This window comes from Candidatus Hydrogenedentota bacterium (genome assembly GCA_018005585.1).
Taxonomy (GTDB): Bacteria; Hydrogenedentota; Hydrogenedentia; order Hydrogenedentales; family JAGMZX01; genus JAGMZX01.
In genome coordinates this window covers 19,987-43,394 of sequence record JAGMZX010000020.1, presented here as the reverse complement: position 1 = coordinate 43,394, position 23,408 = coordinate 19,987, and the positions used below count along the sequence as shown (strand labels likewise).

The window sequence follows — 23,408 nt, the reverse complement described above, 5'->3', positions numbered from 1 at the left end:
CGCCGGTGCTGATATCGACAAGCAGCATGCTCTCCGCCCTGCCCGCGGCGATACGACGCACAGGCGCGGGCACGCTCATGGGGATGCGCCACGTGCGCCGCCGTTCCGCGCCGCTGATGTTCGGCGCCCGCATCAGAATCAAGGCGCCGCCCGGTTCCCGGGGCCGGATAATGACGCGCGTGTAGAAGGAGCATGCGCCTTGGGGCGTCGCGAATTCGAGGCTGACGCCCATCCCCTCGTCGGGGAAGGGTTCCGTGTCCATTGTCACGCCGACAGTGTCCTGCGCGACTGCCAGAATGCGCGACGGCACGCGCCGGCCCGGCAGGCACAAGGTCACCTCGCGTCCCGCTTGCAGGAACTGCGAATTCACCGCGTTTTCTCGCCTAACGTGCTATATCGGCCCGAAAAACGACAGGTACGGCTCATTGCCTATCAGCCGTTTCAGGTAGACGGCCAATTCCATCGCATGGTAATCCCCCCACATCGACGATTCGCCGCACGGCACGCGCCGGCCTTCGGGTACGTGGTCCCACCCGTTGGGGCGGTGGTACACCGAATGCAGGATCAGACCCTGATGTTGCGGGTCTTCCGACACGTATGGCGGCGCATAGAGCGTGTGCGCCACGTTTAATCCCGCGCGCCAGTAGCGGTCGCCCTGTTCCGGGCCCAGATAACGTCCAAGCCGCAATAGTCCTTGTGCGGCAATCACCGCGGCGGAGCTATCGACCGGCTCATAGTCGTTTTCCGGTTCCGATGCACGCTCTCGATAATTGCCCAAGTGCGCCAAACCCGGCGCGCCCGTGTCCCAGAAGGGGATGCCGTCTTGCGCTGTGTTCTCGATGTAGAAATCCCCCGTGGCGCAGGCGCCTTCGGTCAACAGGTCCAGCAGAGTCTCGTCCGGTTCGGATTCCTCCGCGAAGAACTCGATCTGCTCCGCGCAGCCCAGAAGCACCCACGCGAGGCCGCGCGTCCATGTAGAAAACGGGGAATACCCCTGCTGCGTGCTCGGGCAGCGATAAGCGCCGTCCTTGATGTTGAACAGGCCCTCGTGCGCGACGCGTCCGCGCTCGTCGTAGGCGTCGCGCCCTTTGCCGTAGAACACGTTGTACAGCAGCGTGTTGCGGATGTGCTCGATGGCGCGCGCGCGCAGCGAAATCTTCCGGTCACCCTCGCCCATGAGGCAGTGGCCGAGGGCATCCGCCAGTACCAGGCTGCGGCACGACCGGACCGTGTCGCTGAAAAGCGAGTGGGGGCCATTGAACGAGTGAATGAAGCCCGTGCCGTCCGCGATGGCCGTCCAGCGCGCGGCCTGCACGGCTCCGGAGACCTTCAGGGCGAGGTCGAAAAGGGCGCGCGCGTCCGCCTCTTCTTGGGTCTTGCCTTCGATGGCCAGCCGGCGCAGGTTGCCGTACGTCGAGATGTTGTTGAACCCGTGATCATGCACGCCGGTGTGGCTGACGTGGGACGCCATGTGTCGCAGTGTGTTTTCACGGCCCATGCGCAGGAAGGAGGCGTCGCCGGTTCCGTCGAACTGGAGCAGTTGTGCTCCGTAGAGGAACCCTTGCGTCCACTCGGTCCAGCCGCGCGTTGTGTACTTGCCTTCGCGCGTGAACACGGGTGCGCCCTGCGCCGGATCCCAGCGTTCCTGCAGATTTCTGGTCTTGTCGGCGCTCAGGCGGAAGAACGCATCGAGCGGCGCGCGCAACATGGATAACGTAATAGACGCGTCGATCCTCATGACTTGCCCATTTCCTGCGGCACCGGGCCGTGTTCGCGCCACATCAGGCGCGTTTCGCTTCCTTGAGTTCGTCGAGCTCGTACTCGATGCTTTGTGTCACCGGGAAACGGAACCCGGTCTTCGGGTCCAGGTCGAGGTCCAGCACTTTCAGGCTCACCGGATGCTGGTCGCGTTTCCACTGATTCAGTGCGAAACGGCGCCCGAAATCGGCGGTCCAGCGCCGTAATTGCTCGGGCTCGAAATCCGGATGGCGCAAGCAGACGATGCGCCAGCAGTCGGCCAGGGAGAGCCGCCGCTTCGCATAAAGGTACAGCAAGTCGTCCAGCACGATGTAAGGCATCAGGTCGCTCTCATCGGTCTGGTTTGGCGCGAGTTCCGCGCTGGGCGGGATCGCAAGCACCTTCTCCAGCGAGCGGATATGGTCGCGTTCCGCGATGTATTCGCACAGCCGCGCGACAAGCGTCTTCGGCACGTTATTGATCGGCGAATAGCCGCCTTCATTGTCGCCGCCGGTCGTTGTATAGCCAACGCCCGCCTCGCTCAGGTTCGAAGTCACCAGGAGCAGCCCGCCCGCGCTGTTCGCCCAATTCAGCATCATGTTCCCGCGCACGCGCGCCTGCAGGTTCTGGCGCGCCAGCGGCGTGACCGCGTCCGCGCCGCCGGCCAGTTCCGCCGCTTTCTCCAGCGCTATGCCCGCTTCCTCGCCAATACTCACGACCTGGAAGGGCACGCCCAGTTCCTCCGCGAGCGAACGGGCCGCGTCCCGCGTTGCGTTGCTGCTGTAGGCTTCGTTGGGCAAATAGACCGCGCTTACGTGTTCCGCAAAGCGCTCGGCATCGGCGCCGCCCTTCAACGCTTTTGCGGCCTTTACCGCGAGCAGCAGGCAGAGCGCGCTGTCGCGTCCGCCCGACAGAGCCACGAGGAAGCGCCGGAACGCGCCCACCTTCTCGAAATAGTCGCGCAGCCCGAGCGCGAGCCCGTCAAACAGTTCGTCCAAATAGCGGTCCCGGGCGCTGCCGTCGCCCGCCTCCGATTCCTGCCAGTAAAAACTCCTGGGAAGCTGCTGTACAAAAGACGCCAGCGGGGCGGGGCGAAACGGGCCTTCGCTCGCGTCCACCAGCAGCGTCTTTTCCGCATCGCTGCGGTCCGCCGCGCCGATCCGCCACGTTGTGTGCTCGGCGCGAACGCGCGCCACATCGTCCAGGTCGACCACGCCGTCCGTGAGTGTCCATGGCTCCCAGGAGAGCGTGGGGCCTTCGGCCACGATGCCCTCTGGCGTCGCGATCATGCCGCCGCCGTCGAATACGAGGCGGCTGTTGTCGCAGCCGAGCACGTTCGCGTAGGCATATACCGCCTTGAGGCTGGCCGCCGCGCCCAGAATGAGCCGGCGGCGTTCCTCGTTTTTGCGCGGCGTGAACGGCGACGCGCTAGGATTGCAGATGATCTCCGCGCCGGCCGCCACGCGCGCCCAGGCGGGCGAGTGGGCCGACCACAGGTCTTCGCAGATCTCCGCGCCGATGATGCCGAACGGCAGCCTGAATACGAGGTCGCCCGCGGGCACACCGTGGATCTGCGTCACGCCGCCCGACCAGGGTGTCCAATGGCGCATCTCATAGAAGATGCTGTACGTTGGCAGGTGTCTCTTCAGCACGAGCCCCAGCACGCGCCCATCGTGGATCAGCGCCGCCGCGTTGTAGAGCATGGCGTTGAAACGCACGGGCAACCCCGAAAACAGGGTCATCCCCGTGCAGGATTCCGCCAGCTCCATCAAGGCCGCCCAGCTGTGCCGCGTAATGTCCGGCCAGAATATCCGGTCTTCGAGGCTGTAGCCGGACAGGCACAGCTCCGGCATGACGAGGAGGTGCACGCCTTTCGCGCGCGCCGCTCCCACCAACTCGCGCAACCGGCTCAGATTCCCCGTGAAATCGCCCACCTTCACGGAAACCGCGCCAACTCCAATGCGCACCAGCCGCATGGTGCAACTCCCTTCCTTTTGGTCAGTATACCGCACGTGCGAGGGAGGAAAATAGCCGTTATGTGCGCCGGCCGGCGTCAGGCCAGGTCCGGATTGTCCAGCATCGCGTCCTTCATCGCCCCGATTTCGGGCGAAAGCAATACGTGGTAGATCTCCGGGTTGCGCAGGCGCTTGAACTCCTCGGGCAGCGCGCCGATCTGTTCCTGCGCCCTCGCGCGCGTCGCCTGGATGTCCGGCGTCTCGCCGATGCGGCGCCCGCCCTTGAAGACAGGCTGCAGCAGCGCCTCCGCGCGCGCCGCGGGCTCGGGCAGGTGCGCTTCGTGATGCGGGCGCATGCGATGCCGGCCGGCAATGATGCCGTCCTCGGCCCGGGGCTCGCCCGCGCGGCAGATGAGGTCGCCGACGGGCGCGCCGGCCGCGTTGTAGTAACGCACCAGTTCCTTGCGCGCGGGGTCCGTCGCCTTGTCCAGGTTGGACGATATCTTCATGCGCGGCGTCCAGTTCCCGTTTTCTCTCACTGCGACCAGCTTGTACACGCCGTTGAGCGAAGGGCATTCGAACGAAGTGATCAGGTGCGTGCCGACACCCCAGGCGTTGATTTTCGCGCCCTGCCGTTTCAGGTCCGCAATGATGTCTTCTTCCAGGTCGTTCGATGCGACGATGAGCGGGTTTTCGAAACCCGCCTCCCGAATCATGCGGTGCGCGATCTTGCTGAGTTTCGACAAGTCGCCCGAATCGAGCCGGATCGCCGGCCGCACCGGAACGCCGCGATCACGCATTTCCTGAAATGCCCGAATCGCGTTGGGCACGCCGCTCTTTACCGTGTCGTAGGTATCGACCAGCAGCACGCACCGGTCCGGATACAGCCGCGTGAACGCGCGGAACGCGTCCAGTTCGTTAGGATAACTCATCACCCAGCTATGTGCATGCGTGCCCGTCACTGGAATGCCGTATACCTTTCCGGCGAGCACGTTTGACGTCGCCGTGCACCCGCCGATATACGCCGCGCGCGAACCGCTCACGCCGCCGTCCGGGCCATGCGCGCGGCGCAGGCCGAACTCGATGACCGGCTCGCCGTTCGCCGCGAGACAGATGCGCGCCGCCTTGGTCGCGATCAGGGTCTGGTAGTTCATGAAATTCAGGAGCGCGGTCTCGATCAGCTGTGTCTCAAAGATGGTCCCGTCGACTTGAAGGACCGGCTCAAAGGGGAACACGAGCGTGCCTTCCGGCACGGCGCTGACCTCGCAGGCCGGGCGGAACCCGCGGAGGAATGCGAGGAATTCCGCCTCGAACAGATTCAGCGACGCGAGATAGGCTATGTCGTCATCGGTGAACCGCAGGTTTTCCAGGTATTCGAGAAACGGCCCGAGCCCCGCAGCGACGCCAAAGCCGGCGTGGGGGGGGAGACTGCGGAAGAAGTAGTTGAAGCACGCCTGCTGCTCGATGCGGCCTTCCTTCCAATAGCCCGCCATCATCGTGAGTTCGTAGAAATCCGTCAGCAGGGCGAGACCTTGGCGCGCGAACCAGGGGTCGGCGGGACGGCTCATTCGAAGTCTCCGGAATGCGTCATCCGGACGCCCGCCGCGCGGAGTTCTTCGAGCGCGGCCTCCGCCGTCTCGCGCGCGACGCCGCGGCATCCGTCTTGGAGCAGGCATGCCTGAAACCCGAAGCGGATGGCGTCGAGCGCCGTCGCTCTCACGCAATAATCCGTGGCCAGCCCCGCGATAAAGACCCGGTGGATGCCCCACGCGTGGAGCCGGTCCGCCAGGGGCGGCTCGCCGTCGAAGGCGCTGTAGGCCTCGCGCTCGTGGTCCATCCCCTTGCTTACGATGAGCGCGTCCATCGGCAGCATGAGGTCGCCAATGAATTCGGCGCCCGGCGAATCCGCCACGCAATGCTCCGGCCAGCTGCCGTCCCGGTATTCCGGCGTCTCGCTGAAACTGCAATGGTCGCGCGGGTGCCAGTCGCGCGACAATACGACCCGATGGAACTTGGGCATGATCCGGTTTATCGCGCGCGCCACGAGATGACCGTCGGTGACGGGTAGCGCGCCGCCCGGGCAGAAGTCATTCTGAACATCCACGACAATCAGCGCATCGGTGTCTTCCACTGTCATGACGCTCGCTCCGTGCTCCAGCACGCAAGAGCGTACTCCACTATGTGCGCATGGTCAAATGCCAGCGGCGGCAGCGCATCCACGGGAAACCAATGCGCCGCCGCGGCGTCGTCGCCCGCTTGCGGCTGCGCCTGCCGCGCGTCCGCCTCGCCCCAGAATGCCACTGCGATCGAGCGGCCGCGCGGGTCGCGTCCGGGGTCGCCGAAAGCCCCGAACTGGCGCAGTGCAACCCCTGAAAGCCCGGTTTCCTCCTTCAACTCGCGGGCTGCCGCCGCGGCGAGCGTCTCCGTCATCTCGACGAAGCCGCCCGGCAGCGCCCAGGTCCCCGCGAACGGCGGATTCCTGCGTTTGATGAGCAGCACCTCGCGGCGCCCGTCCCGCACGGTGAAAACTACCGAGTCCACGGTCACCATCGGCCTCGGATAGGGGTAGACGTATTTTGTCTGCGCATGTGCCATCAATGTTACTCCAGTCTTGATTCCGCCCGCACGGGACAAACGCCCGGGGTCACCCGGACGGGCCGGTTCCGTTTCAGGGCCGCCGCGGGCGTTGCCTGCCCGCGCTGTATCCTATCCGAACGCCCGATTTTATCCCAAAGCGCCCATTACGCTATGCTCGCGGCGCCGCCGCACAGCGAGGAACAAGAAATGCGCGCTCCCATCGGCATCGGCGTCCTGAGCTTCGCCCACGGACACGTCCAAACCTATGTCGACGTGATGAGGCACTTCGACGACGTGAGGCTCGTGAGCGCCTACGACGATAATGAGGCGCGGGGCAGCGCCGTTTGCGCAGGCGCGGGCATGCGCTACACGCCGCATGTCGAGGACGTGCTCAGCGACCCGTCGGTCCAGGCGGTCATGGTCGGCGTGGAAACGAGCCGCCATGAGGAACTCGCAGTCGCCGCCGCGCAAGCGGGCAAGCATATCCTGCTGCAGAAGCCGCTTGCTTTTACGCTCGAGGCCTGCGACGGCATCATCGCCGCCGCCCGCCGCGCGGGCATCCATTTCACGGTTGCGTTTCAGATGCGCCACGACCCGGCCAACCAGCGCATGCGTGAAATCCTGCGGTCCGGCGCGCTCGGGCCCATCGCGGTAGTGCGCCGCCGCCACTGCATTGGGTGCCTGCTCGATCCCGGCTTCGTATCGGGGTGGACCAAGTGGCATACGGAAGCGGCCAAGAACAAGGGCATGTTCATGGACGACGCCGTGCATGCGGCGGATTGGTTTCATTGGATGCTGGGCCGGCCAGTGAGCGTCATTGCGGAGATTGACAACGTGGTCACGCATGTCGCGCCGGACGACAACGGCGTGGCCGTGTTTCGCTTCCGGCGCGGGGAAATGGGCATCCTCCTCAACAGTTCCACGGTGCTGGCCGCGGAAAACACGACGGAAATCTATGGCGCGCGCGGGTGTCTTGTCCAGAACTACGGGGACGCGCCCTCCTGCGCCGTGCCGCGTTGCCCGGACGGACCCGCGCTCAAGATGTTCCGCTACGGTCAGGCCGCCTGGGAAGCGTTGGACGTGCCCGTGCCGCCCAATCACGGCGAACGCATCCGCGCCGTGGCGCGGCCTTGGGTGGACAGCCTGCTCCACGAGACGCCGCCGGTCGTTGGCGCGGAAGAGGGGCGCATCGCGACCGAGATGATTCTTGGAGCTTACCAGGCAGCCGCCGAAGGGCGGCGGGTCGCGTTCCCGTTATGACTGCGGCGTGGGCCGGGCCGTGACGACAGCCGTGAAATCGCCTTCCACCAGTACGGGCACGGAGCCCGTTGGCACCGTGAAATACCAGGTCCCTTCGAGCGTATCCATGAACCCGTCCTCGTCCGTGTCGGCGGTTGCGGCCTGCACGGTCGCGACGCTGGTGAACCCTTCCAGATTATCGGAACAGACCAGATTCACCGTGCCGTCCGGCTGCATCGAACCCACGACGATGTCGTAGGAAACCTGCTGCGGCAGCCCGAGCAGGAGCAAGAGCACCGACACCAACGGGCAACTGAAATCGAATGTGACCTTGCCTTGGATGTAGTGGTTGAGCGGATAGACGTTCAGCAGGGTTTCCTGTTCGAATTCGAGTTTGAGCGTGCAGACGACGGGCTCATCGCCGAGCACGGGGATGTAAGAGCTCCAGTCGCCTTCATAGGTGCCGCTCGCGTTGTAGGGGGGCACCGGATAGAGCGGGCAGCCCGCCAGCACACATGCCGCCGCGCCCGCGAGTGCGAGTATGAGTTTGTGCCCGAACATGACTTGTTCCTTTCTCTGGGCGGCGCTGCTCGCGCGGCGCGCCGCCCGTCCGCGGTCAGGAGCCAGCCGCTTCTGCCGTCAACACGCCGCGCAACATCACGATATCCGACGCGAACACCGCGCCGAACGCCCACGCGCCTTCCACGGTGTCCATGCGGCCGTCGTCGTCCGTATCCGCGCCAACGGCCGATAATACGATACCTTCGCACACCAATTCCGCGCAGTCGCCTGCCGCGAAGTACAGCCGCCCGTCCGGCAACTGCACGCCCTCGATCTCCAGATGGACGATGCCCGGAAAACCGAGACGCCCCAGTTCGCGCGACGCGTCCGGGCACGTCATATTCAGCGTGATTACGCCCCGGATGACATGGTCTTCCGGGAAGGCCAGGATGAGATTCTGTTCCAGGTCCAGTGCGCAGGTGCAACGGATTTCATCCGTGGAGCCTTCCAGCGCCGCTTCCCACGACCCTTCATAGGTCCCGGAACTGTCGAACGGCGGAATGACATAGCCCACCGGACACCCGGACAATGCCAGGAAGGGGGCCAGCGCCAATGCGGCCCGAAGCCCGCGCGCGGCGCGTTTGCAGGGCGCGCGCCCCGCCGCGCCGTCGCGCCGTGGTTGCGGCGTGGTCTCCAAAGCGCGTTGCGCCAAGCGCGCCTCGCCTCCTGTCACCATGATTCCATTCCTCTCGTTCCCGCTTCCCGTTGAAGAAGAAGCGGGTTACCGGCCGCGGGGGCCGGCAACCCGCGCTGTCATCCGGACTCTATTGCCCGATGCGGATACTACTTCCTCCGCCGCAGCGCCATCGCGCCGCCCAACGCGCTCAACGCGCTCAACACCGCCAGACCGAGGGCGCCCGCGGCCGGCACGCCCGCCGACGCCGTCAGCGTCGCGACGTTCGACGGTAACGACTCGTAGTTATCCGAGACGACCACCTGGTAGTCGCCCGCGTCGCCGGCGTTGAACGGGTCGATGGTTAACGTGGCCGTATCGGCGCCGGAGATATTGCCGCCGTTCAGCAGCAACTGCATCACCTTCAGGCCGTCGTCCTTGTACCACTCGTACGTCAGCGTGCCGAGGCCGCCGTCCACCACGATGGTCATGTCGTGGGACGACCCGATGACCACCTCCGCACTGTCGATGTCATCGGTGATGCTCATGTGGTTGGCGACCGCCACGTCGGCGGAATCCGACTGTGTCGTGCCGACTTCGTCGGTGACGCGCACGAAGTACTGGTACTGGCCAACACCCACCGTAGCCGGGTCGACCGTGATCGTGACCGTATTGCCCGTGACCGGCTGGACGCCGAGCGGGGTCGTCGTGGAGTCTTCCACGCGGGACCACTCGTACGTGGTCGCGTTGTAGCCGCCCGCGAACTCTGCCGACAGGTCGAAGGCCGGGTCGTCCACATAGGCCTCGTCATCCTGTGGCTGCACCGGGAACGCCAGCGGGTCATACACGTGGACCGTGAGATAAACCGTCGGCGCCGAGTTGCCGTAGCGGTCCGACAAGTCAAACGTGACGGTGTAATCGCCCAGGGTGTCCGTGGGTACCGGGTAATCGCCGCCGATGACCAGACTGAACAGGATGGTCGGGCCGTCGCAATCGTCAGACGCGGTGATTGCCGGCGCGGTCCACGTGGTACCCCTCACGACATAGAACGTGGTGGGCCCAATTACGCTGAAGACCGGCGCGACGCTGTCCACGACCTGGACAATGCGGGTTTCTTCGGTTGTGACGCCGAAGCTGTTCGTGACGCTGTAGACGACCGGGTAATTGCCCGTGTAGGTGGTGTCGACCGGCAGACCGGTTGTGATAATGCTAGCCGTGAGGTCGCCGTCCACATCGTCGAACGCCGTTGCCCCGTCGTCGTTGTAGACGCCCTTGCACTCCACCGTCGCCGGGTTGGAGCCGATGATGGTGATAACGGGCCTCGGCACCACGCGCACCGTGCGCGACACCGTCGTGGAGACGTTGCCGCTGCCGTCGGTGTAGTCGTAGTCCACCGTGTAGAAGCCGAGCGTGTTCACATCCACGACGTCGCCGCCGACGACTGCCGGCTGCTGCCCGTCGCAGGCGTCATCGGCAACGGCGCCCAGTTCGGTATACGCATCGCCCTTCGGAACTTCGACGTAGGCGTCGCCGTTCAGCGTGATCACCGCGGGCGTCACGTCATTGACCGTCACAATCGCGGAGCAGGTGTCGCTGTTTGCGTAATCGTCTTCGGCCGTCAACACGACGGTGTTCGGGCCCAGGTTGGCGCACGTGAACGAACTGACGTCGAGCGACAGGTCGAGGGCCGTGTCGCAATTATCCGCCGTCCCGTTGTCCACGTCTGCCGTCCCGATCGAAGCGTTGCCTGAGGCATCCAGGTCGACCGAGATGTCCTTGCACGCCATCACGGGAGCGAGCGTGTCTTCCACTGTAACCTGCGCCAGGCACGTATCGCTGTTGCCGTCCAGGTCGACGACCGTAAGCGTCACGGTGATCGGCGAATCCTCGATGTCGGCGCAAGCAAAGGTGTCGGGCACGGCCGTGCTCGAGCCCCAGTCGATGCCGCAGTTGTCGGTGCTGCCGTTGTCCACATCCTGCGGCGTGATCGACGCCGCGCCCGTGCCGTCCAACTGCACGGTGATGTCCTTGCACGCCGCGACAGGCGGCTCTTCATCCGTGATGGTTACCGTTGCCGTGCACGTGTCGGTCTGACCGTGATAATCGATCACGGTCAGCGTGACCGGCTGCGGGCCGAGGTCATCGCAACCGAACGTCAGCGAGTACCCCGGCGTGCCGCCATTGTCGATCTTGATGCGCCACTGACCGCCCGCGGGCACCGGCATGGCCGGGTCGCGAACCATCTGCGGCGTCACTACCGCCTGCGAGGACTCATCCAACGGCAGCGTAAGGTTCTGGCACATTGCCACGGGCCCCACAGGCACGTATTCATACGCGCCCATGTCGACGAGGGCCTGTTGCGGCCGCGGCGCGCCCGGCAGGTCGCGCAGCGGCGCCGGGTTGGCCGGGTCGCCCGCGTCGATGCACGGAGAGACCGCCGGAGTCAGTTCGAATTCCTGACCCGCGGGGGTCAGGAACACGGGGTCAACGCTGATGTTGCCCGGACCCGGGCCGACGGCCGGCGCCTGAGCATCCGTGTAGGTCACTATGGCGGCGTTGGTGCTGCCCAATGCGCCCTGGTCCTGGATGCCCCCGCCCGCGTTCGCCCAAACGATGCAGCTGTTCACCGCGGGTGCGGACTCCCAGTCGTAGATGCCGCCGCTCAGATTGCCGAACGGGGTGTAGGCCGGTGTGCCGAGCGAGTTCAGCGTGAGCGTGCAGTACGTGATCTTCGGCGCGGCGAAGTCGTTGAAGATGGCGCCGCCGCCGCGAATGGGATTCGGCGGCAAGTTGTCGTCGGCCTGCCGGTCCGCATGGTTGGTGAAGAACACGCAATTCACGATCTCGGGCGTCGGCGTAATTACGCCGTCGATGCCTTCGTTCGCGATGGCGCCGCCCGATATCGCTGCTGCGTTCCCGTAGAACGTGCAGTTCGCAATCGTCGGGCTGGACAGCCAGTTGTACACGCCGCCGCCGCGCCACGTGTGGTAAGCGCCCGCGGTGCCTGCCGCGTTGCCGCCGCTGATGTCGAAGCCATCGAGGCGCACGCCGCCACTCGGGTCGCTTTCTCTACCGATAACCACGACGTGATACGCGGGCACGCCGCCGCGCGCCACGGAGCCGTCGATGACGGTGATGGCGCGCCGTACGCCGCGCTGCGAGCGGGTCACTTCCTTGCGGCCCCAGTAGCCTTCGAAACCGCCATAGAGTTCGACGCCGTCCTTCAGCACGAGCGAACCCGTAACCGGCGGGTTGCCCCACGGTTCCGTGCGCACTTCGTCATACACGTAACCGCCGGGTTGCGGCCCGCCCGCCACCCAGACTTCGCCGCCGCCCGCGCCCCATGCGGCGTCGACGCCCTCCTGGATGGTTTTGAAGGCCGTATCCCACGATGTGCCGTCTTCCGTGCCTGGCGCGGCCGGGCTTTGCTGGTCCACGTAGAAGACCAAGGCCGTGCCCACGCGCACGAAGACCGTGTTGCTGTACGTCAAGTGGCCCGGGAAGGTGTCGGACGTAATGCGGCACCGGTAGTTGCCCTGGTCGTCGCCGCCCGCGTTCGTGATGCTGTAGGTCTTGCCGGCTGCGCCCGGTATGTCCGACCCGTTCAATTGCCACTGGTAGGTCAGGCCGCCGGTGGAGATGGTTGCGTCCGTCTGCAGGAGGTGCGAGCCGCCTTCCGGTATCGTGGCGCCCGACGGCTGCACGGTTACGGTAATCGGCGGCGCTTCGACGTCCACGAACGCCTGGTCCGAAATCCGCTGGTGGCCGGGGAACGTGTCCGAGGTGATGACGCAGCGATAGTAACCCTCATCGCCGAAATCGGCGTTGGTGATGGTGTAGCTGGCGCCGGTTGCGCTGGGGATATCACCGCCGTTCAATTGCCACTGATAGGTCAACCCGCCGACGGCGATGTTCGCCGCCACGCTCAGGCCGTAGTTGTTCCCGTAAGTCACGGTCGCGCCGTCCGGCTGGTCCGTGATATTGATTGGTGGCGGGACCACTTCCACGTTCGCGGCGCTGCTGGTTCCGGAACCGCACGCGCCGTTCGGCGCCGTCACGGTCACGCGGTAGCTGCGCGTGCCCAGGAAGTTGAGCGGCAGCGTCCAGCCGAGCGTCGTCGCGCCCGCGATGTTCTCCCATGCGCTGCCGTTCCACCACTGCCACTGATAATTGGTCGGTTGGGTCACGTCGGCAAGCCCCGACGGCGTCAGTTGCAGACTCGCGCCGAAGTTCCAGTTGGAGCCGCCGTAGTTGAGGGCGGAGACGGGGCTCTGCGGCTGCGGGTTGAACCCGAGGGCCGGGTACCCCGCCCATTCGTTCAAGAAGAACGAAGTGCGGTCGCGGCCATAATTCGTATAGGAAAGGACGTTTATCGCTCCGATCTCGTTCAGGCTGCCCGCCGCTGAGAGCCACCCCGGATACCCAACAAACCCGTTCCCGTTTGCTTGATAATTGCCCAACCAGCCTTCAAGCCCGTTTTCGACGCAACTCCCCAAAATCCTGCCTACGAAGCGGAGTATTCTGACGTACTCGTAGTCCGGGGAGCCGCACCCGTCCCCGATTTGAATCTGATAGCCCGGCGAGGGGAACGTGACGTCGATGTTTATGTCGCCTTGTGCGGGCAGGTCGTAATTCTTTGAATTAATGGTGTATGCAAGGGTCTCCTCGTCAATATCCCATCCTTGCTTCTCGCCGCTCTTGCCTATTGCGTCGAGAATAATGGTGGCGATGTTCGGAAGCACGCCCCGGGCGAAAACCTGCGCAATTACGGCCTGCATGTAGTCCACGTTATTCTGGTCGCCTATGGTCAGCCACGCCGCGAGCAGGTTCGCGATATCGCCGGAGAAACCCGTGTTCACTGCCTCCAGAATGCCGTCGCCGCCCCACAGACTGGGGATGTCGGCGGACTGATTCAGGGTGTAATTGCCGATAATCCCCGTATCCACGGTAATGCTTAAGGTTGCCGGCGCGCCCGTGGTGATATAGGTATTGCCCATCCATGCGGGCCGGTTGCTGAGGGATATGCAGCCGATGAAGGTAATACCGGAGTCAATGCGCGCGCTGATCCTGGTGGAGTTCAGGATTTCCAGGCAGATGCTCAACTCGAATTGCTGAACACGCGCAACATTGGCGGCGAAGGCCGCTTGGATGGCGTTCATCTTGGCGTCGCCAAGCAACGCCCGCGTGCACGCGTCATTATTCAGAATCTTGGCCAGCAGCGCGAGCTGGTCGTCGTCGTCGATGCCGTCGCCCGTATGGTCCTGGCCAACAAACGTTGCGCTGAGTTGTTGCCAAGTCCCCGACCCGTTGGGCACGACGTACTGCCAGACCTGCGCGCCGGCGGACCAGTTGTTGACCGTGGCCACATCTAGCCGCGCGGGCAGGTTCGTCAGTATGGCGTCGAAATCATACTGCGCGTAAGCCAGCCCCGGCGCCGCCGCTATCAGCGTCAAACACAGTACCAGAATGCGCTTCTTCATCGGCTGATTCCTTTTCCCGATACCCCGGACACCCGGTCGCCGAGGTCTCGGCACTGATGTTGCCTATGAACCATGATACCCTGAACACTATTATTCCCGGGGGACGTCACGGCCGCCCACCCAAGATACGAAACCAACATCCAACTACCCAACCCCGCGGACATATTCACAGACCGCACCACAAAGCGATACGATCACCTGCAGCCTGATGCCTCTAAATCTAAACCTTCACGGCTTCTATTGCGCCGTCAGCATCCTACATGAGCTCCGGAAGTTTGTCAATAACCGTACTTTCTACTGACCCGGACCGGTCTTTCCCGAGGACGCGTCATCGCCGGCGCGGCCCAGCCAGGGCATATGCGGCGTATCCGGCAGGGCGTGTTCCAGCAGCACCCAGACCGCCAGGACCGTCGGGTGGCCGTGTCCCGGGTCATCGCGGTTTTGCTCGGGATCGTAAACCCACCCGCCGCTTGGCAATTGTCGCGTGGCCAGGACTGCCACCCACGCCTCGTTCACGCGGTCCCCGAAACCCAGATAGAACAGGAATGCCATCGCTTCAAAAGCGAGGTCCGTACTTGCCTTCTCTTGCTCTACGATGCCGCACAGCACGTCCGCGAAGCTGTCTCGCGCCGCGAGAATCTGGGGAAACGCGCCTGCGCAGCCGTTTTCCGCGAGCCATTGAAGACTCATGATGAAATGGGTCTTCACGTAACCGGCGAGCTGATTGTCGGGCGGAGTTGCCTGGGCAATAATGGACAGAGTCCGGTCCACGAAAGCGGCATCGACCGGATACAAGTCGCAGTACATCGTGCGCGCCATCGTCTCCGTGATTGGGTCGCCGGCCGCGTCAAGGTCTGCCTGTTCGATACGGTGCGCCGGGTCCACGAATCGGCCAAGCAGGTGCGCTGTCTTGCGGTCCTCCACCTCCAGCAACTCCGGAGGGCACGTATTCGCTATCTCGTATTTATCATCCAGCCCGAATTTCCGCCGCAAAAAGTCCAGGATACAGTAGATCTGCCAATCCCGGCGATGGTAAAGATGATGTTCCGCGGCAAAGGTCAATCCGTCTTCTATCGCGGCCGCATACTCGCTCTTGCCATAGGGAGCGGTGATTACGCGAGGCGCCTCGGCCGCGGGCTGTTCCTCAATGACAGGCGCGGGCGCGGACGGCGCGGATGGTGGGGGCGGGGTCTCCCGGGCGGGTTCACGGAAAAGGATAAGGCCGACGGCCAGTGCGACCACTCCCGCGCCTATCACCACGATGAGCAGGGCCTTCAGCGCAGACCCTCTGTCACCCTTCGAAGTCGCCGCGCGCGTCATGGCAAAACACTCCTTCTAGCCTTCCCGCAGCCTTCACCTTGATTGTAGCATCATGGCGGGCTGCGATGGAAATCGCAAACGGCGCAGGCCCGGCGTTGCCGGCTCATGGAAACCCCGTCTCACGGCGGCGGTGGGGCGAAGTGGGGGAAACGTGCGCGCGGGTGCAGGAATTGTCCCCACGATCAACCACTTTCCTTTCCAGTATTCAGGTGCATGAAATGTGCAAGAATAGCAACTTCCGCAATTTCGACATATTGCGTTACTATAAACTGCTTTCGCCCAATCGAACACTACATATTGTGGTCATAATCTTCTCAAGGATGTGCGATTTCGAGTACGGCGAACAAGCGGTCCCATCGTGATGAAAAAAAGACTCTTGACAATGAGCAGCAGAATTGCTACAAGAAGTCCTATGAAGTGGGTTGTCGTGGGGAAAGATGGTTAGCCCCATGTATTACGGCGAGACGAAAACAACAATAGACGACAAGGCAAGGATTACGATCCCGGCGCGCCTGCGGCAAACCATGCGTGTGCTGAAGCACTCGGACTGGTATATGGCTTGCGGTTATGACCACTGCATTTTCCTTTACCCACATCAAGAGTGGCAGAAGGTCGTGGACCATTTCGGCCACTACGCGCCGATGGACCCGTACGCGCTCGATTTCCGGCGGCTTCTCTTCGGTAGTGTAACAGAAGTTGCGCTGGATGGCCAGGGCAGGATGCCTCTCGCGCCCTACCTGCGCGACCACGCGGGTCTGCAGCCGCGCACGGAAGCGGTGGTTGTCGGCGTTGGAGAGCATATAGAAATCTGGAATCTGGAGGCATGGCGCGCCTTCCGGGAGGTTCGTGAACCCCAGCTGAAGGATATGGCTCGGGGTATTAGCGCCGTGCCCAGCGATCAGGGGCGTGCCGTCGTCGCGGTAGGCGCCGGCACTGACAATACCTCAGACCTGTAACGCGAGGGAGAAAGGGCGCCAACATGAACGTGCACAGACTGGAATCGGGAGCGGTGACGGTATTGCGGCCGGTGGGCGACCTCGACGAGGAAGGCGCGAAGGACTTGCGCCTCAGCCTTGGCGGGTGCCTGCAAGACCAGCGCGCGCGGCTGGTCGTGAACCTGACGGATGTAAACTTTGTTAGTTATCTAGGACTGGGTCTTCTGGTCGAGTGCCTGCGCCAGTTCCGCGCCTGCCGCGGCGACTTGAGGCTTGCGGGCGTGAATCTCTACACCCGGCGCATCATGCGCATGGCGGGGATTCTGCACCTTTTCGAGATTTACGAAGACGAGACCGTCGCCATCGACTCGTATCGCAAGGCGGCGTAGCGGCCGGTTCCCCGGCCGCCGCGCCTCGGAGAACGCCCCATGCCGGGCAAGGCCGATTTGCCGCACGTGCCCGTCATGGCCGGCCCCGCCATCGAATGGCTGCGGGTCCGGCCCGAGGGGACATACGTGGACGGCACCGCCGGCGCCGGCGGGCATGCCGCGCTCATCGCGCAGCGCCTGACTACCGGCCGGCTGGTCGCCATTGACCGGGACCCGCTCGCCGTGGCCCTGGCGCGGGAGCGGCTCAAGACATTTGAATGCGTGACCGTCGTGCATGGCAATTACGGCCTGCTCCGCGAAATCCTCGACGGGCAGGGCGTGGCACAGGCCGATGGCGTGCTTCTGGATTGCGGCCTGAGCAGCATGCAGATCGCCGGGGAGGCCCGGGGCTTCTCGTGGACCGTCGACGCCCCGCTGGACATGCGGATGGACACCACGGCCGGGCGGACCGCCGCTGATTATCTCGGGGCGGTCTCATTCGACGAACTGGTGCGCGACCTGAAGGCCTTCGGCGACGTGCGCCCGGCCCGCCGGGTCGCCAAGGCCATCCTGCGGCGCCGCGAGGCGGGCTCGCTGCGGACCACCGGCGACCTTGCCGCGGCCGTGCGCGAAGCGCTGCCGTTCGCGGGCCGCGAACCGGACGAACTGAGAACAGTATTTCAAAGTCTGAGGATGAGCACGAACTCTGAGCTGGAATTTCTCGATGCGGGCCTGCGCCAGGCGATTGACGCGCTGCGGCCTGGCGGCAGGCTGTGCGTCATCGCTTTTCACAGCGCGGAAGACAGGGTCAGCAAGACCGTGCTGCGCGATGCCGCCCGGGAACAGCGCCTGCTATGGCCCGATGGCCGCGTGCGCGAATGCGTCCCGCCGCGGATACGGTTGTTGACGCCCGCGCCGCTCCGCCCCGCTGAGGAAGAGATACGGGACAACCCGCGCGCCAAGAGCGCGCGGCTGCGAGTAGGGGAACGACTATGAGCGACCATGTAAGAGCCGTGCGTATGCGCGATAAGCGCGCGCGCCATGCCACGCTGTACGGCTGGGTCCGGTGGGCGCCTCTGTTCATTGCGCCGTTCGCATCCGCCTTTTACGAGGTATGGCTGAACACGCAGATCTGGCGGTCCGACTACCAGATTCTCGAGGCGACGACGGAGATTGGCCGGGTCAAGGAGCGGCTGCGGGACTTGTATGTCGAGCAGGCCCGCTGGCTTGCCATCGAGAAGCTCCAGAACCGCGCGCCCGACCTCGGGCTTGTCGAGCCGCAGCCCGACCAGGTGGCGACGATCCTGGTCGACCCCCTCGAGGAGGCGCTGTACGAGAAGCCGCCCAAACTCGAAATCGCGAGCAGCTCATCGTCCGCGCCGGACGCTCCGGCCGCGCCCGCGCTCCCTGCCCGGTCATCGGGTCCCGGGCGCGCGGCTGCCGGCCCTGTCGCACCCTGGATGCTCGACGAATCGCCGGAAAGCCAGCTCGGCTCGTTCTGACCGCCGGCTGCTGGAGGACACATTATGTCTTCGTTGCATGGAATTCCCGGAAGACAGCGTGCGCGACGCGACGACGACGTGTTTCACGCGGCCATGCCCGATAAATGGCGCCGCGCGCGTGTTTACGCGACCATGGGCTTCTTCGCCTTCGCTTTCGGCGCCATCATCGTCAAGGTCCTGTTCGCGCACCTGTTGCCAGCCGCGTATCTGAGCAAGGAAGGCGACGTGCACAAGGGGCTGGTCTCCGTCCATGTTTCCCGGGGCAACATCTACGACTCCAACGGCATTCTCCTCGCCACCGACGACAAGATCCCGGCGCTGTGCGCCGACCCCAAGACGGTCGAGGAGCCGGAACGCGTCGCCTTGCTCCTGAACCTGGAATTGGGCATCGACGAGGACGAAACGATCGCCAATCTCTCAAAGCGCACCAAGGATGGCAAACCGCGCCGGTTTGTCTACCTGCGCCGCTGGGTCACCGAGGTTTCCGGCGAGGAACTCAAGCAGATAGCCGCGGTCGCGGGCAAGGGCGTCTTTGTCGTTTACGAGCCCATGCGCTATTACCCCCAGGAGATGGTGGCCGCGCCGCTCCTGGGCTTTGTCAACCGCATCGGCAACGCTTGCGAAGGTATCGAACTCGAATTTGACAAGTGGCTGCGCTCGGTTCCCGGCGAACACCGGGGCCGAAAAGACGGGCGCAGCAACCTGCTTTCTTCTCTTACACTCGAATCCAGGCCGCCGGAAGGGGGAGACCACGTCTATCTGACCATCGACGCGGTCATCCAGCGCGCGCTCGAGCAGGCCATCGAGGCGAACATGGCGCGCTGCAACGCCGCGCGCGGCATGGGCATGATTATGGATGCGCGCACCGGCGCTATCCTGGCCCTTGCCTACCGTCCCGCGTTCGACCCCAATCATTTTGAAGAGTACGACGAAAAACTGTGGAAGAACGGCGCGCTTCGCGACGTGTTCGAGCCCGGCTCCGTCTTCAAGATTGTCACGGCTTCCGCCGCGCTCGAACAGGGCATTGTTACGCCCGGAACCCCCGTCTTCTGCGAGTGGGGCCGGTACAATCCCTATGGCCACTGGATCCGCGACGTCCATAAGATGGGCGAGGCGACCTTCGCGGAGGTGTTCGCCGAGTCGAGCAACATCGGCCACGTGAAAGTGGCGCGGGACTTGGGCCCGGACGCGTTGTCCGAATGGATTCATCGGTTCGGGTTCGGCGTGCGCTGCACGCAGGACCTGCAGCCCTTCGAAGAACCCGGCATCGTCCATCCGCGGGAAAGCTGGACCCGCCTCACCATGGGCGCATTGCCCATCGGCCAGGAAATCGCCGTGACCATGCCTCAAATCGCCCGTGCCATGGCCGTGATTGCCAACGGCGGCTTTCTCATCCAGCCGTACATGCTGGACCGTGTGGAAAGCCGGGACGGCGAGGTCCTGTATCGCGGGGGCGGCGCGCCGGCGCACCCGATCCTCTCGCCGGAAACATCGGCCACCATGCGCGACTTGTGCCATCAGGTGGTCATGCACGGCACCGGCACCATGGCGAGCATCCCCGAATACCGTGTCGGCGGCAAAACCGGGACCGCGCAGATAGCTTACAAAGACCGTCGCGGCTTCGACAAAGACCGGTTTACGGCCATTTTTGCGGGTTTCGCGCCGGTGCGCGACCCGCGTCTCGTCGGCGTGATCATCATTCACGAACCTATGATCAAGCGGCATTTCGGCGGCTACGTGTGCGGGCCGGCTTTCCGGGAAGTGATGCGGGAAGCACTTATCCGCCTTCAGGTCGAGCCTGACCCCGTCCAGGAAGACATCGACACGGAAGCGGGCACCGAGGAGGACATCGATGTCATGGGGCCCCGCGTCGTGCTCGCCAAGGAAGAGAGGGCGCGCACCCTTTTCCTGGATTCCTTCGACGACGTGGAACTTGTCACGCGCGAGCGGGATGGTACGGAGTGGGTTCAAGGACTGCCTGATTTCACCGGCATGACGAAAGCAGAAGCGCATCAACGGTTGATGGAACTGGGCTTGGATTGGACCCCTCAGGGCATGGGGCGCGTGATCGCCCAACAGCCCCCTGCCGGCACCCCGATTACTCAGGTGGGGGTGTGCCGGCTCCTGTTCTCGAACCGCCATATGGGGCCCCAGCATGACCAGACAACAACTATGTGAGACGCTAGGTCTCGGCCCCTCGCCGGGGCGTGACTTCACGTTTGACGCTGTCACCGAGGATTCCCGCAAGGTTCGGCCCGGCAGCCTTTTTATAGCGGTGCAGGGCGAAACCGCCGATGGCCACGCATTTGCACCCCAGGCCGCGACCGCCGGCGCCGTGGCCATCCTGGGCAACAGAACGGAACTTGCGGAACTGTGCGGGCTGCCCTACGTTGGGTGTTCCGCGCCGCGCGCAGCCGCGGGGATTATCGCCCATGCGCTGCATGGAAATCCGTCGGAGCATCTTGTCGTCATCGGGGTGACCGGCACCAACGGCAAGTCCAGCACGGTTTTCCTTATTCATTCCATCCTCCAGGCCGCGGGATTGCGCGCGGCCAAATTCGGCACGCTGGGCTATGAGGTCGCGGGCCAAGCCAGCCCCGCGCCGCACACGACGCCCTTCGCCGAAACTCTGGCCGAGCACTTTGCGCTGGCGCGCGGAAAGGGGATGACGCACGTCGTGATGGAGGTCAGCTCCCACGCGCTGGACCAGGACCGCGTCGCCGGCATCGAATTTCAGGCCGCCGCTTTCACCAATCTGACCCAGGACCATCTCGATTACCACCAGGACATGGACACCTACCGGCACGCCAAATTGAAGCTCTTTCACCGCCTGCACGGCCCGGGGCGGTTTGCCGTGGTCAACCGCGATGACCCTTCTGCGGACTGTTTCCTCGCGGCATCCCAGGTTCCCTGCTACACCTTCGGGAAACGCGGCGATTGCCGCGCCACGCGCGTACGGGCGGAACTGCGCCGGACCACGTTTCACATGGAATCCCCCTGGGGCGAAGCGGAAGTCGCGATGGCGCTGCTGGGCGAGCACAACGTAAGCAACGCGTTGTGCGCCGCCGCCGTTTGCGGCGGTTTCGGTATCCCCGTTGGCGTGGTGGCCGAGGGCATCGCGGCGATGCCCTGCGTGCCCGGGCGTTTCGAGCCCATAGACGCCGGACAGGACTTCCAGGTCGTGGTGGATTACGCGCACACGGATGACGCGCTGCGTAACGTGCTCACCGCGGCGCGCGCCTTATGCAACGAGCGCGTAATCCTCGTCTTCGGATGCGGCGGCGACCGGGACCGTGGCAAACGTCCGAAGATGGGCCGCGTCGCCGCCGAACTGGCGACCTACGCGGTGGTCACCTCCGACAATCCCCGCACGGAAGACCCGCTGCGCATCTTGCTCGATGTCGAGGCGGGCATCCAGTCTGCGAACAAGCGAAAAGGCGAGGACTACGCCGTCATCGAGAATCGCGCCGAGGCTATCGCGCATGCGCTGGGCATGGCGGAGACCGGCGACCTGGTCCTTATCGCCGGCAAGGGGCATGAAGACTACCAGATCATCGGAAAGACGAAGCATCACTTCGATGACCGTGAGGTGGCGCGCAAACTGCTCGAGGAGCGTTGCTGATGCCTTGGGAATACACAGTGACTCGCCTCGCGCAGACCGTCGGCGCGCCCACCCCCGCGGCGGATGCCGCCTTTTCGTCCGTGTCCACCGATACCCGCCAATTGCGCCCCGGCGACCTGTTCGTGGCCTTGCGCGGGCCGAATTTCGACGCGGAAGCGTTCGTGCCGGAAGCGTTCCGGAAGGGCGCGGCGGGGGCCTTGTGCCGCGGGGTCCATCCGGAAGGCCCCTGCGTGGTCGTGGACGAGCCGCTGCGCGCGCTTCAGGCATTCGCCGCGTATCACCGCGCGCAATTGGACATTCCGGTGCTCGCCATAACCGGATCCTGCGGCAAGACCACGGCGAAGGACCTCACCGTTTCCGTGCTCGGCTCGCGTTTTCTCGTTGCCGGAACGGAAGGCAACCTCAACAACGAGATCGGCTGCCCAATTTCACTGCTGCGCATGGACGCCGCCACGGAATTCGGCGTGCTCGAACTGGGCGCCAACCACCCGGGCGAGATTGCGGGCTTGTGCATGCTGGTTCAGCCCGACGAATCCGCCATCACCCTCATCGCGCCCGCCCATCTCGAAGGATTCGGCAGTATCGAAGCCGTGGCACGCGCCAAGGGCGAAATCGTCGATGCGCTGCCCTCGGACGGCTGCTTCTATGTCAACACGGACGACACACGTTGCATGGAAATTGCAGGCCGATTTCCCGGCGAGAAGGTGCGTTTCGGCGGTTCGGGCGATGTCGTGCTGCGCTCGTGCGGCTTCGCCCCCTCCGGCGAAATGGCGCTCGAGATCGAGCCGGTGGGCCGGTTGCGCCTGCCGCTGGCCGTGCGCGCTCATGCCGTCAACGTACTGCTGGCCGTCGCGGTGGGATTGCGCCACGGCATAGACGAATTCGAAGGCCCCTTGCGCGAAGCCTGCGCCCGGATGGCGCATTTCCGTGTCGTGCGCATGGGCCCGCTGGAAATCCTGGATGATTCGTACAACGCGAATCCCGCGAGCATGGCCGCCGCGCTCCAGGCGCTGGCCGACAGGCCTTCGGCTGGCGCGCGCTTCGCGGCGCTCGGGGAGATGCTTGAATTGGGCGGCGCCGCCCGCGAACTCCATGGCGAGGCCGGCGCGCGCGCGGCCGCGGCACGGGTCGCGCACCTTTACGCGCGCGGTCCTCACGCCCCCGATATGACTGGCGCGGCCCGTGCGGCGGGCGTCCCGGACGCGGCCGTCATAGACGAACACCGGGCCATGGCCGAGGCGATCGCGGCGCAGGCGCGGCCCGGCGACGTGCTTCTGGTGAAAGGTTCGCGCGGCATGCGCATGGAGAAGGTGATTGAGGCGCTACGCGTCATCTACGCGGAGCAGCCCGGGGAGAACGCGCTATGAACAGCTTGGTAATGGCCTTCTTGACGATGGCGGGGGTGGTGGCCGTAGTCTGGCACCGGCAGATCAGGAACGTTGCCGCCCAGGTGCGGCGGCTCGCGCAGGGCATGCACAAGGAATTTCACCAGTAATTTC

General features: G+C 64.5%; 18 protein-coding genes. 8 read left to right on the top strand and 10 right to left on the bottom strand.

Annotation, left to right across the window (positions count from 1 at the left end; translation table 11 throughout):
- The 6 genes from KA184_05420 to KA184_05395 all read right to left on the bottom strand — a co-directional run.
- On the bottom strand, window positions 1–370 hold a 370-nt coding region (locus KA184_05420), incomplete at its 3' end, for a hypothetical protein (protein ID MBP8129000.1).
- Window positions 371–391: 21 nt separating this feature from the next.
- Window positions 392–1,738 (bottom strand): glycoside hydrolase family 88 protein, encoded by a 1,347-nt coding sequence (locus KA184_05415; protein ID MBP8128999.1) that lies wholly within the window; start codon window positions 1,736–1,738, stop codon window positions 392–394.
- Window positions 1,739–1,781: 43 nt separating this feature from the next.
- Window positions 1,782–3,713: an NAD(+) synthase gene (nadE, locus tag KA184_05410; protein ID MBP8128998.1), complete on the bottom strand. Its 1,932-nt coding sequence runs from the start codon at window positions 3,711–3,713 to the stop codon at window positions 1,782–1,784.
- A gap of 77 nt (window positions 3,714–3,790) precedes the next feature.
- Window positions 3,791–5,260: a nicotinate phosphoribosyltransferase gene (locus tag KA184_05405; GenBank protein ID MBP8128997.1), complete on the bottom strand. Its 1,470-nt coding sequence runs from the start codon at window positions 5,258–5,260 to the stop codon at window positions 3,791–3,793.
- Entirely contained in the window at window positions 5,257–5,829 is a 573-nt protein-coding gene (locus KA184_05400) for a nicotinamidase (GenBank protein ID MBP8128996.1), read from the bottom strand. The genes KA184_05405 and KA184_05400 overlap by 4 nt, the downstream gene beginning before the upstream one ends.
- On the bottom strand, window positions 5,826–6,287 hold the full coding sequence (locus KA184_05395) for an NUDIX hydrolase (GenBank protein ID MBP8128995.1): 462 nt from the start codon (window positions 6,285–6,287) through the stop codon (window positions 5,826–5,828). The genes KA184_05400 and KA184_05395 overlap by 4 nt, the downstream gene beginning before the upstream one ends.
- A gap of 189 nt (window positions 6,288–6,476) precedes the next feature.
- Between KA184_05395 and KA184_05390 the strand changes: the two genes are divergently transcribed.
- Complete coding sequence (locus KA184_05390; GenBank protein MBP8128994.1) at window positions 6,477–7,529, top strand: Gfo/Idh/MocA family oxidoreductase; 1,053 nt, start codon at window positions 6,477–6,479, stop codon at window positions 7,527–7,529.
- Here KA184_05390 and KA184_05385 read toward each other — a convergent pair.
- The 4 genes from KA184_05385 to KA184_05370 form a co-directional block, all read right to left on the bottom strand.
- Window positions 7,524–8,069, bottom strand: a complete 546-nt coding sequence (locus KA184_05385; GenBank protein MBP8128993.1) for a hypothetical protein — start codon at window positions 8,067–8,069, stop codon at window positions 7,524–7,526. The genes KA184_05390 and KA184_05385 overlap by 6 nt on opposite strands.
- Window positions 8,070–8,124: 55 nt before the next feature.
- Entirely contained in the window at window positions 8,125–8,745 is a 621-nt protein-coding gene (locus KA184_05380; GenBank protein ID MBP8128992.1) for a hypothetical protein, read from the bottom strand.
- 107 nt (window positions 8,746–8,852) lie between these two features.
- Window positions 8,853–14,162, bottom strand: a complete 5,310-nt coding sequence (locus KA184_05375) for a DUF5011 domain-containing protein (GenBank protein ID MBP8128991.1) — start codon at window positions 14,160–14,162, stop codon at window positions 8,853–8,855.
- Between the two features lie 294 nt (window positions 14,163–14,456).
- On the bottom strand, window positions 14,457–15,482 hold the full coding sequence (locus KA184_05370) for a hypothetical protein (GenBank protein MBP8128990.1): 1,026 nt from the start codon (window positions 15,480–15,482) through the stop codon (window positions 14,457–14,459).
- 449 nt (window positions 15,483–15,931) lie between these two features.
- Here KA184_05370 and mraZ point away from each other — a divergent pair, with 449 nt between their 5' ends.
- Genes mraZ through murF form a run of 7 tightly spaced genes read left to right on the top strand, consistent with a single transcriptional unit; the run spans window position 15,932 to window position 23,276 of the window.
- Complete coding sequence (mraZ, locus tag KA184_05365) at window positions 15,932–16,438, top strand: division/cell wall cluster transcriptional repressor MraZ (GenBank protein ID MBP8128989.1); 507 nt, start codon at window positions 15,932–15,934, stop codon at window positions 16,436–16,438.
- 23 nt (window positions 16,439–16,461) lie between these two features.
- Complete coding sequence (locus tag KA184_05360; GenBank protein ID MBP8128988.1) at window positions 16,462–16,806, top strand: STAS domain-containing protein; 345 nt, start codon at window positions 16,462–16,464, stop codon at window positions 16,804–16,806.
- A 39-nt stretch (window positions 16,807–16,845) separates the two neighbouring features.
- Entirely contained in the window at window positions 16,846–17,781 is a 936-nt protein-coding gene (gene rsmH, locus KA184_05355; GenBank protein ID MBP8128987.1) for a 16S rRNA (cytosine(1402)-N(4))-methyltransferase RsmH, read from the top strand.
- Window positions 17,778–18,287, top strand: coding sequence for a hypothetical protein (locus KA184_05350; GenBank protein MBP8128986.1), 510 nt, complete (start codon window positions 17,778–17,780; stop codon window positions 18,285–18,287). Before rsmH ends, KA184_05350 begins: the two co-directional genes overlap by 4 nt.
- Before the next feature lie 24 nt (window positions 18,288–18,311).
- A complete protein-coding gene (locus KA184_05345) occupies window positions 18,312–20,465 on the top strand; it encodes a transpeptidase family protein (GenBank protein MBP8128985.1) in 2,154 nt (717 codons plus the stop codon).
- Window positions 20,443–21,909, top strand: coding sequence for a UDP-N-acetylmuramoyl-L-alanyl-D-glutamate--2,6-diaminopimelate ligase (locus KA184_05340; GenBank protein MBP8128984.1), 1,467 nt, complete (start codon window positions 20,443–20,445; stop codon window positions 21,907–21,909). The genes KA184_05345 and KA184_05340 overlap by 23 nt, the downstream gene beginning before the upstream one ends.
- Entirely contained in the window at window positions 21,909–23,276 is a 1,368-nt protein-coding gene (gene murF / locus KA184_05335) for a UDP-N-acetylmuramoyl-tripeptide--D-alanyl-D-alanine ligase (protein ID MBP8128983.1), read from the top strand. Before KA184_05340 ends, murF begins: the two co-directional genes overlap by 1 nt.
- The last annotated feature ends 132 nt before the right edge of the window (window positions 23,277–23,408 follow it).

Coding starts and splice junctions, on each gene's coding strand:
- KA184_05415 (MBP8128999.1), bottom strand. CDS start 1,738: ATGAGGATCGACGCGTCTATTACGTTATCCATGTTGCGCGCGCCGCTC.
- nadE (MBP8128998.1), bottom strand. CDS start 3,713: ATGCGGCTGGTGCGCATTGGAGTTGGCGCGGTTTCCGTGAAGGTGGGC.
- KA184_05405 (MBP8128997.1), bottom strand. CDS start 5,260: ATGAGCCGTCCCGCCGACCCCTGGTTCGCGCGCCAAGGTCTCGCCCTG.
- KA184_05400 (MBP8128996.1), bottom strand. CDS start 5,829: ATGACAGTGGAAGACACCGATGCGCTGATTGTCGTGGATGTTCAGAAT.
- KA184_05395 (MBP8128995.1), bottom strand. CDS start 6,287: ATGGCACATGCGCAGACAAAATACGTCTACCCCTATCCGAGGCCGATG.
- KA184_05390 (MBP8128994.1), top strand. CDS start 6,477: ATGCGCGCTCCCATCGGCATCGGCGTCCTGAGCTTCGCCCACGGACAC.
- KA184_05385 (MBP8128993.1), bottom strand. CDS start 8,069: ATGTTCGGGCACAAACTCATACTCGCACTCGCGGGCGCGGCGGCATGT.
- KA184_05380 (MBP8128992.1), bottom strand. CDS start 8,745: ATGGTGACAGGAGGCGAGGCGCGCTTGGCGCAACGCGCTTTGGAGACC.
- KA184_05375 (MBP8128991.1), bottom strand. CDS start 14,162: ATGAAGAAGCGCATTCTGGTACTGTGTTTGACGCTGATAGCGGCGGCG.
- KA184_05370 (MBP8128990.1), bottom strand. CDS start 15,482: ATGACGCGCGCGGCGACTTCGAAGGGTGACAGAGGGTCTGCGCTGAAG.
- mraZ (MBP8128989.1), top strand. CDS start 15,932: ATGTATTACGGCGAGACGAAAACAACAATAGACGACAAGGCAAGGATT.
- KA184_05360 (MBP8128988.1), top strand. CDS start 16,462: ATGAACGTGCACAGACTGGAATCGGGAGCGGTGACGGTATTGCGGCCG.
- rsmH (MBP8128987.1), top strand. CDS start 16,846: ATGCCGGGCAAGGCCGATTTGCCGCACGTGCCCGTCATGGCCGGCCCC.
- KA184_05350 (MBP8128986.1), top strand. CDS start 17,778: ATGAGCGACCATGTAAGAGCCGTGCGTATGCGCGATAAGCGCGCGCGC.
- KA184_05345 (MBP8128985.1), top strand. CDS start 18,312: ATGTCTTCGTTGCATGGAATTCCCGGAAGACAGCGTGCGCGACGCGAC.
- KA184_05340 (MBP8128984.1), top strand. CDS start 20,443: ATGACCAGACAACAACTATGTGAGACGCTAGGTCTCGGCCCCTCGCCG.
- murF (MBP8128983.1), top strand. CDS start 21,909: ATGCCTTGGGAATACACAGTGACTCGCCTCGCGCAGACCGTCGGCGCG.